This is a genomic window from Candidatus Pedobacter colombiensis, assembly GCA_029202485.1.
GTDB classification, from domain to species: domain Bacteria; phylum Bacteroidota; class Bacteroidia; order Sphingobacteriales; family Sphingobacteriaceae; genus Pedobacter; species Pedobacter colombiensis.
The window spans coordinates 235,016-252,725 of sequence record CP119313.1 but is presented as its reverse complement, the minus strand read 5'-3'; the positions used below and the strand labels follow the sequence as shown (position 1 = coordinate 252,725).

12 protein-coding genes are annotated in these 17,710 nt (G+C 39.6%); all 12 read right to left on the bottom strand.

Annotated features, from left to right (window positions below; translation table 11 throughout):
* Position 1: 1 nt before the first annotated feature.
* Positions 2-616 (bottom strand): sprT domain-containing protein, encoded by a 615-nt coding sequence (locus P0Y49_01045; GenBank protein WEK19742.1) that lies wholly within the window; start codon positions 614-616, stop codon positions 2-4.
* An 18-nt stretch (positions 617-634) separates the two neighbouring features.
* On the bottom strand, positions 635-2,749 hold the full coding sequence (feoB, locus tag P0Y49_01040; protein ID WEK19741.1) for a ferrous iron transport protein B: 2,115 nt from the start codon (positions 2,747-2,749) through the stop codon (positions 635-637).
* Positions 2,750-2,753: 4 nt separating this feature from the next.
* Complete coding sequence (locus P0Y49_01035; protein WEK19740.1) at positions 2,754-2,969, bottom strand: FeoA family protein; 216 nt, start codon at positions 2,967-2,969, stop codon at positions 2,754-2,756.
* 317 nt (positions 2,970-3,286) lie between these two features.
* Positions 3,287-3,679 (bottom strand): glycine cleavage system protein H, encoded by a 393-nt coding sequence (locus P0Y49_01030; GenBank protein WEK19739.1) that lies wholly within the window; start codon positions 3,677-3,679, stop codon positions 3,287-3,289.
* 3 nt (positions 3,680-3,682) lie between these two features.
* The gene (gene gcvH / locus P0Y49_01025) at positions 3,683-4,063 is read right to left on the bottom strand and encodes a glycine cleavage system protein GcvH (GenBank protein WEK19738.1); all 381 of its coding nucleotides are present in this window, start codon (positions 4,061-4,063) and stop codon (positions 3,683-3,685) included.
* Positions 4,064-4,163: 100 nt separating this feature from the next.
* Complete coding sequence (gene sprA / locus P0Y49_01020) at positions 4,164-11,351, bottom strand: cell surface protein SprA (GenBank protein ID WEK19737.1); 7,188 nt, start codon at positions 11,349-11,351, stop codon at positions 4,164-4,166.
* Positions 11,352-11,360: 9 nt separating this feature from the next.
* Positions 11,361-11,945 carry a Holliday junction branch migration protein RuvA gene (gene ruvA / locus P0Y49_01015; protein WEK19736.1) on the bottom strand — a complete coding sequence of 195 codons (585 nt, stop codon included), beginning with the start codon at positions 11,943-11,945 and terminating at the stop codon, positions 11,361-11,363.
* Positions 11,946-11,947: 2 nt separating this feature from the next.
* Positions 11,948-14,263, bottom strand: a complete 2,316-nt coding sequence (locus P0Y49_01010) for an NADP-dependent malic enzyme (GenBank protein WEK19735.1) — start codon at positions 14,261-14,263, stop codon at positions 11,948-11,950.
* Positions 14,264-14,337: 74 nt separating this feature from the next.
* Positions 14,338-15,558: a transglycosylase SLT domain-containing protein gene (locus P0Y49_01005; GenBank protein ID WEK19734.1), complete on the bottom strand. Its 1,221-nt coding sequence runs from the start codon at positions 15,556-15,558 to the stop codon at positions 14,338-14,340.
* Between the two features lie 68 nt (positions 15,559-15,626).
* A complete protein-coding gene (gatA, locus tag P0Y49_01000) occupies positions 15,627-17,081 on the bottom strand; it encodes an Asp-tRNA(Asn)/Glu-tRNA(Gln) amidotransferase subunit GatA (protein WEK19733.1) in 1,455 nt (484 codons plus the stop codon).
* Positions 17,082-17,122: 41 nt separating this feature from the next.
* Positions 17,123-17,329 carry a twin-arginine translocase TatA/TatE family subunit gene (gene tatA / locus P0Y49_00995; GenBank protein WEK19732.1) on the bottom strand — a complete coding sequence of 69 codons (207 nt, stop codon included), beginning with the start codon at positions 17,327-17,329 and terminating at the stop codon, positions 17,123-17,125.
* A gap of 10 nt (positions 17,330-17,339) precedes the next feature.
* Positions 17,340-17,705: a twin-arginine translocase TatA/TatE family subunit gene (gene tatA / locus P0Y49_00990; protein ID WEK19731.1), complete on the bottom strand. Its 366-nt coding sequence runs from the start codon at positions 17,703-17,705 to the stop codon at positions 17,340-17,342.
* Between the last annotated feature and the right edge of the window lie 5 nt (positions 17,706-17,710).

The following is a 17,710-nucleotide window of genomic DNA, read 5'->3' as shown; positions in this document are numbered from 1 at the left end:
ATTAAGTCCCTGTAGCCTCTAATGTAACCTCTGCAAGCGGATTAAATAAGTAGATGTTCCCATTATCCAGACAAACACAGCGGTACCTTTTTCTCAGCTTTTCACCCTTCTTAAACTGACGCCCATCTTTAATGGTAAAAACAGCATGTAAGGGTAGCTCTTCCAGCCTTGAAACATCAAGCAGCTCATCGTATTTTTTTAAGGCTCGTGACAACTTTAAATCTGTGCAGCTGGCGGCAGTAGGATTATTTAAATAACTAATGATGGCCAGCTTAACATCTTCAGGAAAAATGCTTTGCTCCAAAAAAGGAACCATCATTCTTTTAAAATTATACTTCCACTCATTTCCATGAGGTTTCACCTTATTCTTATGATCGTTCCAGGTGAGTAAGTGTGCAAATTCATGAACTGTAGTCACCAGAAATGCATAAGCATTGAGGTTATTGTTCACAGAAATTTTATGCCCGGCTCCTTTATAAGGATGCCTGTAATCACCCAGCTTTGTTGCCCTTCCTTTAGCTATTTTAAATTCACATTGAAAATAATCGATCCATTTAGCTATGACCGGTGCCGCACCTGCAGGCATATATTGTGATAATATTTGCTCCTTTTCCACAATCACAATATAGCTAAATTACTTTAAAAGCTGATAAGCGATCAAACTTGCTACATAAGCCAGGGAGGTCATATAAACCAACTGCGTAACCGGCCATCTCCATGATTTTGTTTCCCTATAAACTACGGCCACTGTACTCATGCACTGCATGGCGAAAGCATAAAATAACATTAAAGAAAACGCCGTTGCAAATGTAAACACAGGCAATCCTGTTTCTGCATTCTTTGCGCCTCTCATTTTATTTCTTATCGTAGCTACACCATCTCCTCCATCAACACTATAAATAGTAGCCATAGTACCCACAAAAGCCTCTCTGGCTGCAAATGAGGTGATCAGGGCAATCCCGATCTTCCAGTCGAATCCCAATGGTTTAATCACAGGCTCGATTGCATGCCCCAATATTCCGGCATAAGAGTTTTCAAGCTTTTCAGCAGATTTATCCCTTTCCAGCGTCCTGATTTGCACACTATCCTTCTGTGCCTCTATCGCTGCATATTTTTTTTCTATTTCCTCAAAACGCTTAGAAGGTCCGTAAGTAGCCAATACCCACAGAATAATCGAAATGGCGATAATTACTTTACCAGCTTCAAAAACAAATGTTTTAGACTTCTCGTACATCGTATACAGCACGTTGCTCCAACGTGGTTTCCGATACACCGGAAGTTCCATAATGAAATAAGATTTCTCCTTCGCCTTGATTAAAAAGTTCATCACAAATGCCACCAGGATTGCCGTAACAATACTGATCACATACATACCCATCAATGTTAAGCCCTGCAAATTGATAAAGCCCCAAACCATTTTCTCAGGCACTACCAATCCAATCAACAAAGTATATACCGGTAATCTGGCCGAACAACTTACCAGGGGAGAAACCATAATGGTAATGATCCTGTCTTTCCAGCTTTCGATATTCCTTGCACTCATGATAGAAGGAACGGCACAGGCCAAACTACCTATCATAGGCACTACAGATTTACCGCTCAATCCAAACCTCCGCATAACCTTATCCATCATAAAAGTAACCCGGGCCATGTAGCCTGTATCTTCCAGAATAGAAATAAATGCAAAAAGAATAGCAATTTGCGGAATAAAGATCACTACTCCCCCTAAACCCGCAACAACCCCATCCAACAATAGGTTGGTCAATATCCCATCAGGAAGATGCTGATGACCATATTCTGTAAGCCAGACAAAAGTATACTCAATCAACTCCATAGGGTACGAAGACCAGGAGAAAATGGAATTGAAAATAAAAAATAATATGCCTATGAAAATAAAGAAGCCCCAAAAACGATTGGTCAGCACAGCATCAATTTTATCGCTAAAGACAAACTTTTTCGCTGCGCCTGTATCTTTTACGATGCCAGTTAGTATCGTTCCGAGATAGCGATAACGGGCTATGGTTTCTGCAGCCTGTAATTTTGACGATTCAAAATGATGTTCCTTCTTAATCTGAGCAAATACCTCTTTGTCTTCGGCAGAAAAAACATCAAGCGTTTCATATTGATGAAGCACTTGCAATGCAAAATAATCGTTGTTTGTTTTTAACTGTTTTTTGGCTAGGTCTATTGCTTCAGGTGCAAGTACATGTACATCAGTACCCTCAACCTGTGTCGGGATAGCGGTTGTATTAGCAATCGCTTCCTTCAGCTCAAGCAAGCCTGAATTACTTCTGGCAGATATAGCAACAACCTGAACCCCCAATCTTTGCGAGAGCTTATCTACATCTACTTCTATCCCCTCCTTTTTCGCCATGTCTGTCATGTTCAAAGCCAGGACAACAGGAAGTTTCAAATCAGCTACCTGCAAATAAAGCAGTAAATTTCTTCTGAGATTGGTAGCATCAGCGACCAGCACAACTACATCGGGATGGCTTGAATTACTTTGATCTGCCAATACCTGAAAAACAATACTCTCGTCTCTACTTTTTGGATATAAACTATAAGTTCCCGGCAAATCTATTACCTGAGCTTGTTTATCACTGCTCAACTTGCAGTAACCTACTTTTTTATCTACTGTAATCCCCGGAAAGTTTCCAATCTTCTGATTTAATCCTGTAAGGAGATTAAAAAGTGTAGATTTTCCGGTATTGGGATTACCAACTAAAGCAATTTTTATATCTCTTCCCAAATCACTATTGTATTATAATAACAGATGCTTCGCTTTTACGCAAACAAAGCTGATAGCCGGCCACCCGAATTGCAATCGGACAACCAAGCGGTGCAAACCGTTCAACTTCTACAATCTCGCCAGGCAAGCAACCCATTTCCATTAATTTTACAGACATTTCTAAATCTGTAAATGCTACAATAGTTCCTTGTTCTCCCGGATTAAGCTGTGAAAGTTTCATCTATATTAAGGTTTGTATAAATCAACCATTGAGCTTCATTTTTAACGGAAAAATCCATTGATTTACTTAATGGTATGATACGGGCGCAATTTAGAGTTAATTTATAATAATTCCAAATAAAGACGGTATAGGAAAGTGATCCTATACCGTCTTTATTTAGTCATTTTATGCAGACTTGCTGTGAAGCTATAGCGTGAACTACCGCTGAGGATAATTGTTATAACTCACCTTTGGACATTTGCAGCCTCCTTTAAAAACACTACAACTGCCTATCAGGCAAACCAACAGCAATATGCCTAATTTAATAACCAGTCTTTTCATTTATAATTTGATTTATGCAGCAGCACAAAACTGAATACCCCCATAAATACACCAATCATATCACAACCAAAATCCCACCATTCGGCAGACCGGTAAGTGAATACCTTCCATTGTAACAATTCTATTCCGCCGCCCAAAACAGCAGTAATTACAATAATTTTAAAGATGGTTAAGGAGCTAAAACTATAATTGTGCTGATAATTAATCTTGCCGTAAAACAAGAGTATGGTTAGTACATAAAAGAATCCCAGATGGACAACTTTATCAAAGCCTTCAAAAAAGAAGCCTCCACCAGCGCCGGAAGGCATCCTCATGAAACACATCGCAACGATGATAATCGTCCATATCACGGCCCAGATCTGATATTTTAATTGTCCAAATATGTTCATCTGCTAGGCGCCTACAAGGGCTTTATAAGCATCAGCGCTTAACAAACCATCTACTTGAGACGCATCTGCAACAGCAACTTTTACCATCCACCCCTGACCATAAGGATCAGAGTTTACCAATTCAGGATTATCATTTAAAGCAGCATTGATTTCCAATACGGTTCCAGTTACCGGCATAAATAAATCAGAAACAGTTTTAACTGCTTCTACAGTACCAAATACATCATCTTTACCTACTTCATCACCTACAGTATTGATGTCAATATATACAATGTCACCTAACTCACGCTGTGCAAAATCAGTAATGCCAATATAAGCTTCATTACCTTCAACTCTAACCCATTCGTGGTCTTTTGTGTACTTTAATTCTGATGGAAAATTCATTTTTTTATTTTATTTGTTAGTTGCTATATTAAAACAAAATCAGGTAAGCTTATACCAAATCCGCATCAAAGGTAATTAAAACTCATCATTTAAAACAACTCTAATTCAGCGTAATCCTTAAGCTAAAACCAAAGTTACTAAACGAAGTATTAAACGTTTGAGAGGTGTATGGCTTGGTAACATTTGAATCATAAAATACCTTCACATTAAATCGTTGATTTAAGATATAATCAACACTTGGTCGTAAGGTAATGTTTTTAGCACCCGAAGAAACCTCAGCTTCGGCAACATCAGCCCTATAAATAACCGTCTTATTATCCCTTATAGCTACATCCAGCTTAAAGTCCATATTGTTATCCGTTTTCAAGCCTTTAAACAACCCAAAAGGGAACCTGAATTTTGTTGTACGGTATCCCAGGCCAAAAACCATATTATTTTCAGACAATTGCGCAAGTTGGCTATTCGCCAGACTCAGTCCTAACATCCGTGTTCTGCCAAGTTCAAAGTTAGCTGTCATGTTGTTTTTTAACCGTGTATCTACACCGATCAGTGGAGAAAACTGCTCGGCAATCGTAACCTGGGCATACTGATAGTAAGGCAAGAAGTTTTTGTTTTCATCCCTGCTCACTACATAACCATTATCTTCCTTATAACGAATCAAGGAATTAAAGCCATTGATGCTGTATACTGATCGGTATGAATGCCTGATGTCTATTGAACTGAATTCTTCTGCAAGGAAAGAAATTCTGGTAAGGCCCCTATAATTCAACCGCCAGTTTGGCAATGGAATCTTTGGCTGAGAATTTAAATTAATTGTTGACGCGCTCTTCCCGCTATAAGCAGCCAAAAAAGCGGAGACAATCACATCCTGCGAATTCTTATCATAACCGTCTGCATAACCCGATGATGAACTACCAACAGAGTTGACATTCTGCTCTCCCAAACGCTGAGAAATCACCTGCCTGTTGGACATAAACTGGTTAAATAATTTAGAGACTACACTGCCTTGTTTTTCGGAAAATGCTGTCCCAATAGAAATGTAGGAAATGCTATAATCTCCGGTTGTAAAAGGGCTCAGGTTTTGAAAATCCCGGATTGTCTGATCATACCTAAAATTAGTAGAATAATTTAATGTCCTGTTTTTATTTGCCGTAAGCGTAATACTCAAATCCTTTATTGGCTCAACTAAACCTGTTACACTTAAATCCTCTCTTAAGGTATTGATGTAAAGTTGTGTCTGCAAAGTGTCTCGGGTAATCCATCCATGACTTAAAGCCATTTCTCTGATATCACGCTGACTTCCAAATACAAAGCCCAGACCCGGAGCTCCGGTAACGTCGTCCAGACCAAAATAACTTGTCCTCGGTAGATAACCGGGTAAAAATGTACCCTTGGTTTGAGTAAAGGCCGCATTTACATTCTTTATACTGGTTAACAAACCAACAAAAAAAGAACCGCTGGTTTGGCTATCCCCACCTGCATTTGCCCGTCTGATAAAACCGAACTTATTGTACAAACCAGCAAGGTTAAAAGTTGGATTCAATTGTATCGTCCTGGAGTTCTGTATGGTATTACCTAAATTAATCAATGGATCTCTTAAGGTCGATAAAGCTTCAGTCTGCCAGTTAAAATTAGTCCCATATCTGGTTGCCACAGTTACCCAATCCATGCCCGGAATCTTATTGAATGGCAGAGAATAAGTAATATTCATATTGTGGTTATAGTCCGTCGTTCTACCCAGTTGCTTTAAATTTTGCCATACAGTATCTCGCTTCAATCCCTCAATCTTACCATCAGGTTCATCAATAATGGAATAGTTTGTGGCATCAAAATCCAATGTTAATGATCTCGTTAGGTTCCAGGAAATACCATAAACCCGGGTAATCAAAAAATTCTTATTATAAGTTGTATTGATAGGAATGTAATTATTAGGGTCGTTATTTCTTAATGTGTTTTCCGAATAATAACGATCCACATCAACTCTGAAGTTTAAGGCATTTGGCAATACATTTACGTTAAAATCCTTTAACAAAGCAAGCGTATTTGTCTTGATGATTTTCGCAAAAGGTTCAACAGTTTTCGACTGTCCCGAATAATTATACCCCAGGGATCCTCTGTAAGTCTGCTGGATATTCTTTTCGTTTATAAAATCACGGTGTGCAAACTTCGTATAAGCATAACTTACATTAAAGTTCTCAATATCCCATACCTGAGGTTTCTTATCAGGATTAGTCCGTTCCTTACGTACATTGGTGAAGTTGATACTGTTCCTTGTAGTATAATCCTGAGCATACTCTAAAATCGCTTTCTTCTCAGATTTAGATGCATTATCCAAAGCATTACTCAATTCAATATCAGGTGTTTTAGGATCATACTGAGGCGTGCTCACCTGGCTCGAATAACTCACAAACATAGGAATCTTAATTCCTGTTTTTTGAGGGAAGAACTTTCCAAGTTCCATACTTGATGAAACATCAAAAAACACATTATCTGCACGGTTCCTTTCACTAACCCGTTTTTCTAATGATCCAAAACCTATTGTCGATTTACTACCCGATATATTCACATCTGCAAAATCAGCCAGTTTAGCATTCATCCTTGCTGTAGCTGCCCAACCACCACGTTCATCAAACTCGGTTAGCCTCATTTCATTAAACCAGACCTGCGCATTCTTCTCCAGCCCATCATCATTGATACCATTTGCACTATTCCGGTATGGATTCAGGATCCCAAGCATATATACCCGCACCTTGCTCATATCAGGTTGTCCCTTTACAACAATCGTTCTCCCGTCCACCACATACTTAAAAGGCTTACTAATGTTCCATGGAGATCCATCTACATCAAGTGCCTTGTTCCTGGCTAATTTTGCTTTCTGGAACAGCTCCAGCTCAATGTCCATTTTATTCTGATCCGGCCATATCGCATAAGGATCACTTGTACCCGGTCTGGTAACTTTCAAAGGCAATGAATATTCGTAATAGTTATCCTGATTATCCGTTCCAATCCTTAAAAAAGCATTCAGGTCATTGTCATTTAATATCGAATTGCCCAATGCCTCCAGGTGAATAAATAGCTCCAGGTGCTTGTACGACCTAAAGTCGTTTAATGCCGTTTTAAATGTTGCCCTTCCATAACCATCACGTAGGTTCTTTATCGTTACAGCCAGTGATTGCTCATTCTGTCTCGTGTCCCCACGGTAATTGCTAAAATCACGTTCACGCTCAATACCCGGTGGCACTACATAAGGGATAGGAGTTCTTTTACCATTCTCCTCAATATTTACAGTTGATACTTCAATAGTTGAATTATCCGGTCCTAAATTTTGTAATGGCGGATCAAGAATAACCTGTGCGGCCTCATTATTTGCATTGTACTGCCTCCATTCTCCTCTTACCAGCTGAATCTTTGCAAATCTCAAAACTGTAGTATCCGCATAATTTGTCAGAAACATTCTGATAAATCGAATAGATTTAAAATCCTGAATGCTTCCGATTTTTTGCTGGTACTGCGCCAATGGGATACGGATCTGATACCAGGTTACAGGTTGTGTTTGACCATTAGCCAGTTTAACCTGTGAAGTAACCTTGTCTGTAACAAAATTCTGCCCAACCATTAAATCCCCTGGACGCATAGAAACTTTATACTGAAAATACTCATCAGTCTGGTTCATGTTGTTGTCCCTATTGATATCCTCCCCGTCGGGCAAAGAGGTAGATGCCGAATTGTCCACACCAAAGTCTTCCATCGATTGTTGCGAGGTCTTCGAATTTCCTTCAGTACCATTATACTTCTCATAGCGTTTTAAGATACCAGCATTAATCTGATCCTGTTGTCTGCCTCTAAAGTATACATAGTCATCTGATGAAGGATCATTGTCAAACTCAGCCGCTGCATCAGGATTTAACTGCCCTTTAATCTGACTAATCAGTTTAGCAAACTTTACCCGCTCATCCGCATTTGCCAATCCATCCAGTCCCACATCCTGTGCTTTTCTGGCAGCAGGGTCATTATCAAATGCCTGTACTACGGGTTGCAGCTTCGGTACCCTACCCCAGTTGGTTTCATCATAAGCATTTGGATCGCCATTTGCAGGCAAACCATTTTCCAACGATTTACGCCCATCTTTTAAGATATCTTCTGAAATGTTTCCAAGGTTAAAATATAAATCACCACCAGTCGAATTTGGCTTATAAATATTTGGGTCCATTACCCAAAGTTCAAGATACTCAATATTTAATGCTTGGAAATCGGTGGTTTCAATTTTCCTGAACAAACCGCCCCATCTTGATTTAGGGTTGGTTAATGTTCCGTTGGCATTAAATCCAGTAGTTGTATAATTATAAGGACCTCGGATATTAGGATAAAATGCGACATCAAGCGTTGGCAAGGTATAGGCCTGCCCGGTACTTGTTTCTTTAAAAGGAAAAACCTCTTGTTCAATAATCTCACGCACATAATGATTAGAACGCTCATTTATGTTATTCCTTAAACTTGCAGGAATATCTGTAGAATTCCGATTATAAAAAATAGGATCTATATTATAAAATGCAATTCTAGCCCGGTTAAAACCGTAGCTCAAGTCATCCATTCTGCTCGCTTCCGGAAAAAGCTGCGGAGTTCCCGATATCTGCCAGGCAACAGCACTTTTTAAATCTATCACCGAACGTGTGGCCTCAAAATCATCCAGATAACTTATCCCGCCTTTCTGACCACCAAAATTCAGTGCACTTGGATGTCCCGGAATCAATTGCGCAAACTCCCCCGAAAAAGTAATGTTAGATGGTGCTTTGGTAGATATGAACGGTAGCTTGTCCACAAGTTTAGTCAGAAATCTTGACGGCGAACTGTAGTTCATATCCAATCCCCACATTGTATTCGAAATAGGTTCCTCACCAATATTTACCTTAGGGGTAAGGGGTTTCTCTGTAAGGTTCATAAAAGTACCCCCCAGATTCAGTTTATTGTTAACCCTATAATCAAGTCGAGTACCAAATAAAGACCGCTGCTGTAATCCAAACAACTCATTGTTTTCTGTAGTTATTCTTATTGGTTGCCCGGAACTTAACAAGGCCGGATTGATAATCCTTACCCTGCCACCCTGATAGTCTACGGTAAAGTCAATGCCTTCCTGCAAAGGAATGGTTCCGGCAAATACTTTCACTGATCTCTCTGGAACATTGATTGCGTTTAAACTAAACTCTGAAGCAATTTCCGACTGGTAAGCTCCTTTAATGATGTACCTATTTTGATTACTAAACAATTGTTGAGCAACAACCTTAGTGGAATCATAAAGCGCAGTAAAAGTATATTTATCGATGAGCGATTGTTCCGTAGGTAAAAACTGATTGGCAAGATCCTTACCAAAAGGTTCAATAACAGGGAATATAATACGTCCATTTAATGGATCTATCGTGATGTAACCATTGATCGTGTTCGTAGAGAAATTTACCAGGCTATTAGTAGATCCGCTAACGTTGCCTGCATTACCAAATGAAGCATTCTGGCCATTACTTCCATTAGAGCCAAATGGTTTGTTCTCTGTCTGGAAATCAAATACCCCATCCGGTTTACGTTCATTTTGCTGGTTCAACCTGTCAAGCCCCGTTACTTGAATCCACTGCTTGCCATTAAGTGGCTTACGATCAGCGTCCAGTTTCTCACCTTCTTGTATCAATGGTTTTTCAACGCCAGTTTTCTCATCGATCCTAAAAATATCCAATTTAAAATTCTGCGGACTAATCTGATAACCACCAATAGAATAGATGTTTTTCATCATCAATCCCCATGTAGGCAAATTGGTCTTTATTGTCTCATTTTTCAATAATTTGGTATATAAGACTTTTGGGGTTACCGGATCAAAAGGAACATCTGTTGCAAACTCTCCGACCTGATACTCCACACCATTATAGGTATATCGGAACGCCACGGTAAGTACCTCATCACCATTCAAGGCATTATTTAAGGATAGATAGCCCAACTGAGGATGAAAACTATATTCTCTCTCTGATAGCTTTCGGGCATAAGTTAATTTTGCATAGTTATCTGTAGCACCACTACCTGCAAAAAAAGAAATGATTTCATTAGAGTTTGTGAGCCTCGAATTTTGTGGAATTTTCGTCAACAGGTCATTAGAGTTTCTTGGGAATACAGGGTTGGTAAAACCTGATGGGAGTACAGAAGTCCCGCCGGCGATACCGGAGTTAAAAGGTTTATTTTCACCAAGGTCAATAAAACCCAATACATCTCTGGAATCCAGCGTACTCCCGGCCCTATTCGTAATCCATACCTCGATTTTAGTGATCAACACACCTGAGGTGATGGTTGGCGGATTAGATTGTGATTTATTGTAATTATCTCTGAAATACTGAGCTAGAAAATAATGCTTATTTGCTTCATAATTATCTGCACTTAACCTAAACTCATTTTGCTGCGCACCATTGTTGATCTGTATTTGACGCGATTGCGACTTTTGTTGCGTAAAAACAGTAGCGACATTCAATTTGCCAAACTTCAACTGCGTTTTTATCCCAAAAAGGGCCTGTGTACCATTTATCAGCGTTGTATTTAGCGGCAAACTTACATTACCGGCTTCTATTTTTTGTATAATATCGTCTTCACCACCAGTGTAATCCAGTTTAACCTGATTTTCAAAATCAAACTGAGCTTCGGTATTGTAGTTCATGTTGACCTTTAAATTGGTACCAATATTACCAATCACATCCATCTGTATCCGTTGGTTAAAATCGAAGTTCCCTTGTACCCGCTGACGCTGGTTAAATAAAGGGTTTTCGTTTTTATTGATTCTACCTAAAAAGGTAAGTTCAGCTTCACCACGGGGCTGAATATCAATCGTTGTGCCACCAAATATCCGTTCAAAAGCCTTACTGTTAATTTTCAAACTGGGAATAATCCCGGTTTTTCTTACATCATTTACTTCCTGATCAGAAAGCACGCGCCAGTTATCGCGCTTAATTTCACTGTTTACTAAACGAAGGTACTCCTCTACGGTCAGGTATTGTACCGGACCAAAAGACTTATCGCCGATCAGCTCCTGAATTACATATCTTTTATTTACAGCGTCGTACTCAACTTTTCTATGCACATTATCCGGCAGTGGTGAAAAGGAATTGGACATAGACCTGATGCCAAGCCTCTGTTTCTCTTTCAACCCGAAAGAATTTTTTATAGTATCTTGTTTCGTTTTCTTAGGTGCAACCTGTGAAAAAGCTTGTTGTCCACCAAAACAAATAGTCAGGAAGAGAAATAGCGTCAATAAAGTTTTCAATGGCAGGTCTTATAAATTCTTCAATGCTATTTTTATCATTTGTTCAACAGACAAGTCCTGTCCACCAACTTTCACCGCATTGTCTATTGCCTTTTCGGAAGCAGGCTTAGCAAATCCAAGCATCATTAATGCCGATAGCGCCTCTTCTCTTGTTGTATTGTTCAGTGGAGCGGCCATTAATGAGCCCGACCCCTCTTTCTTCAATTTATCTTGTAATTCAAGTACCAGCCGTTGTGCAGATTTAGCACCAATCCCTTTAATTCTTTGGATCAGTGCCAGATCAGCATTTACAATTGCTGTTTGAATTTCTACAGGTGTTATAGACGACAACATCATCCGTCCTGTATTCGGCCCTATCCCGGAAACCGAAATTAAATGTAAAAAAAGCCTGCGCTCCCCTTCATCGGCAAAGCCATAAAGGGTATGCGCATCTTCTTTTATGTGCAACCAGGTATAAATCTTACACCTTTCAGTATTCGCCAGATTGCTATAAGTATTTAAAGATATATTGAGATGATAGCCAACACCACCAGCCTCCACAACAATATAGGTAGGGCATTTAAATGCTAACTTACCATCAATATATTCGAACATAATTATTTCTTAGCTATTCTTTTTAATAAACCGCCTGTTTTGGCATTTGCTTCTTGTTCCTTGCCCTGAACATCTAAAACAGCTAAGGTAATCATATTTACGATTTCCCTTACAGAACTACCAAGTTGAACAATATGAACAGGCTTATTTAAGCCTAGCAAAATTGGTCCTATAGCCTCCGCTTCGCCCAATTCTTGTAATAACTTGTACGCGATATTACCCGATTCCAGATTAGGGAATATCAGCGTATTTGCCGGTCCATCTATCAGTCTGCTAAAAGGGAAATTATCCTTCAGCAGTTCATGATTCATTGCAAAATTACCCTGCATTTCACCATCAACTACAATATGAGGGTGTTTCTCATGTAATATTTTCACCGCTTTTCTTACTTTCTCAGGGATCACTCCCTCATTAGAACCAAAGTTAGAATATGATAACAAAGCAACACGTGGATGAATATTGAACTTACTAACCGATTGCTCTATAAGCAAAGTTAAATCAACAAGTTCCTCAGCAGTAGGGTCTACATTTACTGTTGTATCTCCAAAAAACACAGGCCCTTTTTTGGTCATCATCATATACATACCCGCAACACGGTTTATTCCGGGAGCAGTACCAATCACCTGCAAAGCAGGTTTAATGGTCGAAACATAGTTTCTTGTCAAGCCTGAAATCATTGCATCAGCCTCACCAAACTCCACCATTGATGCACCAAAGTAATTTCTGTCCCGCATTAACTTAGTAGCTTCGAATAGTGTTAAACCTCTACGTTGTCTTTTTTCGTACAAGAACTGACCATATTTTCGCATCAACTCTGGCTCTTTAAACGGATCAATGATGGTCACACCTTCCAAATCCAGCGCACTTTCTTCAATAATACGTTCAATTACCTCTCTATTTCCAAGCAAAATTGGGATCGCAATGTTCTCATCTTTAACAATCTGAGCAGCCTTTAAAATTTTATAATGGTCAGCTTCTGCAAAAACAACCCGCTTAGGGTCAGATTTAGCCTTATTCGTAATTGCACGCATAATGGCATCATCCATACCTAATCTGTGTTTCAGTTCCTCTTCATAAGCATCCCAATCAGTAATGATCTTACGCGCAATGCCTGAATCAATTGCAGCCTTGGCCACAGCACTAGACACATTGGTCATCAACCTTATGTCCATTGGCTTTGGAATGATATATTCCTTACCAAACTTAATATTTTTCTCGTTATAGGCCATATTTACAGCCTCGGGAACAGATTTTTTAGCTAGCTCGGCAATGGCTCTAACTGCAGCAATCTTCATTTCTTCATTGATCGCAGTCGCCCTTACATCAAGTGCTCCCCTAAAAATGTATGGGAAACCCAATACATTGTTCACCTGATTAGGATAATCAGAACGGCCAGTAGCCATAATGATATCCTTACGGGACTTAATCGCCAGGTCGTAAGCAATTTCCGGGTTAGGATTAGCCATTGCAAATACAATTGGATTTTTGGCCATTGATTTCAACATATCCTCTGTTACACAATCTGCAGAGGATAAACCAATAAACACATCCGAATCCTTCATCGCTTCTTCCAGCGTATTCAGTTTTCTTGAAGTAGCAAACTCTGCTTTTATAGCATCCAGATTCGCCCTATCAGATCTGATTACGCCCGAACGATCGCACATCACAATGTTTTCTTTCTTTGCACCTAAAGAAACATATAAACGGGAGCAGGAAATTGCCGCAGCACCTGCACCATTTACCACGATTTTAATCTTATCCATTTTCTTTTTCTGCAGCTCGCAGGCATTTAACAATGCTGCGGCAGAAATAATGGCGGTACCATGCTGATCGTCGTGCATTACAGGAATATTCATTTCCTCTTTCAAACGGCGTTCAATTTCAAAGCACTCAGGTGCTTTAATATCTTCTAAATTGACCCCACCAAAAGTAGGTTCCAATGCTTTTACTATTTTAACAAAATCATCAACGTTTGTGGCATCCAGTTCAAGATCAAAAACGTCAATATCTGCAAATATTTTAAACAGTAGCCCTTTTCCTTCCATTACCGGCTTACCCGCCTCGGGGCCAATATTGCCCAGTCCTAAAACTGCTGTACCATTACTAATTACAGCTACCAGATTACCTTTGGCTGTATATTTATAAACGTCTTCTTTATTTTCTGCTATGCTTAAACAAGGCTCCGCAACCCCTGGCGAATAGGCAAGTGTCAGATCCCTTTGGGAATTTGTTGGCTTGGTTGGTATCACCTCAATTTTTCCCGGCCGCCCTTGAGAGTGGTAGTCTAATGCATCCTGCTTTCTATTAATCTTACTCATAAAATGATCCTATGTGAAGGGTCAAAGTTACAATTCTTTTGATAAGCCATAAATAAAAAAAGATCAGAAAAAAATTAGCCTCTCATTGGGCTAGCAGCGATGTGCTTCCCTTCACTATGAGGATAAATTTTTAACCGTTGCCCGGGAACAATTGCGGATCCCTTTAAATTATTCCAGACCTTCAAGTCTTGTACCTCAACATTATATTTGTTGGCTATGGTACTCAAATTCTGTCCAGAGGCAACCCTATGGTATAAAACAGAAGATTTATTTGCAACGGCCTTAGCTTTTCGCTTTGTACTGCCATCATTAGCGGCCAACACAATATGCCTATCCACTTCCAACTCCTCTTCATTCAGCAATTGGTATACCCGTGTAAAACTAGGAAGATCCACCTTGGGTAAGATCACGCGCTTAGGCGAATGTGTCGTACCATTTATAATCTTCTTCTTATAAGAAGGATTTAAACTCCATAATTCTTCTACATCAATGTTCAGGGCTTCAGCCAATGACGGAAGGGAAACAAAACGATTTACCTGGATGGTGTCTGTACTCTTAAGAAAAGGTGACCGCTGAGCCTTAATCTGATGATTGCCCGAATAATTCATCACATAGACTGCAGCAATGAAAGCAGGAACATAATTGCGCGTTTCTGTAGGAAGGAATCTTCTTATCTCCCAAAAATCTCTGGAATCAGCTTTGGCAATAGCCCGGTTTACATTGCCCATTCCGCAATTATAAGCAGCTATAGCTAGCAACCAGTCACCCAGCTCTTCATAAGCATCTCTAAAATAGGCGGCAGCAGCATAACTGGCCTGTATAGGATCTTTACGTTCATCCACAAAATTATCCATGTTCAAACCGTAATCCTTCGCTGTCGCAAACATAAATTGCCATAAGCCTGTAGCCCCAACCCGGGAAACCGCATGGGGATTCATAGAAGACTCTATAATTGGGAGATATTTAATCTCTTCCGGAATATTATAACTTTTAAGCGCCTTTTCAAAAATCGGGAAGTAATAACCAGAGAGGCCGAGCATCTTCCCCATCATGTCTTTACGACTGGCATAAATATCTATATAGTTCTGAACAAACTCGTTATAACTAAGTGGTACAGTTTTCTGAATAGAGTCCAGTCTGGCCTTATAAATATAATTATGGTTATGAAAAGTTGGCGTTTCTTCTACAACAGGTACATAGGTTGTGTCGGTTACATTGAGCTTTTGCGGCTGTTGTGCTGCTGCAGAAAAGCCGGTAAAGGCTAAAGCACATACAAAGCATACTAATATCTTCATAGGCATATTATTTCCTTTTTATAGGTTAATAAAATCTATTTCAGGCTGTAATTAAAAGCGGTGATGGTTTAGTTCGCCTGGTTGGTTAATTGCTCAACATTTTTTCTGCTTAAAAAAGCATGGGATAGAGACAACAGTTCCTGTTCCCCGAAGTGTCTGGCCATCAACTGTATACTTAACGGCAAACCGTTTGCATTATTGCCCAAAGGAATAGCAATTGCCGGAATTCCAGTTAAAGATGCCAATACGGTAAATATATCAGCCATATACATGACCAGGGGATCATCAATATTTTCACCAATCTTAAAAGCCGGTGTTGGTGTTACAGGACTAATTATGACATCAAAACTGCTCAGCATTTCTTCCATCTTCTCCCTGATCAGCCTTCTTACCTGCTGCGCTTTCTGGTAATAAGCATCATAGTAGCCGGCACTCAAAACAAATGTTCCCAGCAAAATACGACGTTTTACTTCCTCGCCAAAACCTTCGGCTCTGGATAGTTTGTAGAGTTCATTTAGACTGGATGCTTCCAGATTACGGTGTCCGTAATGCACTCCATCATAGCGAGACAAGTTAGAAGAAGCCTCAGCCGTAGTCAGTACATAATAAGCCGGCACTAAGTAATCAAGTAAATCAAAAGAAACGTATTCTACCGTATGACCCTGACTTTTAAGCTCCTCAATAGCTTTTAATATAGCTTCCTTTATATCTACATCAAGCGCTTCACTTTCCAGCGTCTCTTTCAAAACAGCAATCCTTTTAGGTGTACTATTTTTCAATCCACTTAAATACTCAGGAACTGCATGTTTAGAAACTGTACTGTCATGGTCATCCGCTCCTGCTAATACCTCCAGTAAAACTGCTGCATCGCTAACAGAAGAAGTAATGGTACCCACCTGATCAAACGACGAAGCATAAGCAATAACCCCATATCTTGAAATCCTGCCATAAGTAGGCTTTAAACCAATGCAACCGCAAAAAGCAGCGGGCTGTCTTACTGAACCACCTGTATCAGTGCCTAGAGCAGACAAGCATAAATCAGCCTGCACAGCGACAGCCGAACCACCGGAAGAGCCACCAGCTACCTTTTCATGATCAGCTGCGTTTTTAACCGCTCCATAATAAGAAGTTTCATTAGAGCCCCCCATAGCAAATTCATCACAGTTGAGCCTACCAATAATTATGGCATCCTCACTGATTAGTCTTTCTACGACAGTAGCAGAGTAAGGAGAGACAAAACCTTCCAGCATTTTAGACGAAGCACTTACCTGATGATCTTTATAGCAGATGTTATCTTTTATGCCAATCACCATCCCCGCCAACTTACCTGCTGTCCCTGCATCTATCTTTTCCTGTACAAGTTTAGCCTGAGTAGCCGCAGAATAAAAAAACACCTCATTAAACGCATTGAGGTGTTCATGTTTTTCTATTTGCTTAAAATAATAGTCTAATAACTCTGGCAAACTAAGCTTTTTATGCTCAATAAGAGTTTGTATCTCTTTTAGGGAGTTATACTTCTTCAAACTTCAAGAATACATTAAATTAAAAAATCGGGTTCGTAAACCTACAATGGTTTGTTTTGGTTATTACGGTTCTGTCCAACAGAATCATCATTACCATCTTTTCCATCTTTAAATTCTTTAATCCCTTTTCCAAGGCCATGCATTAATTCAGGAATTTTTTTACCGCCAAAAAGTAGCAATACTACTACTACTATGACAGCAATCTCTCCGCCGCCTAATCCAAAAGCTAATAATGATGTGTTAAACATGATATTTTAATTAAATTTTAGTTTTATCTGTGTGTTCGCTATCTGCAGTCGGCTCAATGTGCGTTGCAGACTCAATCTTTTCGCTGGTATTCTCCTCAGGTTTATATTCATAAGGATGATGTCTGCTGTTATCAGCATCGTTAATGGCAGACTTAAAATCATTAATCTCGTCGGTGATACCTACTGAATTTATATTCCTGTGAATTTCACGCTTGACTCCTTCAGATGCGTCTTTAAAATCTCTCAAACCTTTTCCTAGTCCGCGGGCCAATTCTGGTAATTTTTTACCTCCAAATAACAAAAGTACCACTACCAGGATCAGCATAATCTCGCCGCCCCCCATATTTAAAAACTCTATTAATGTCCCTGTATACATCTTAA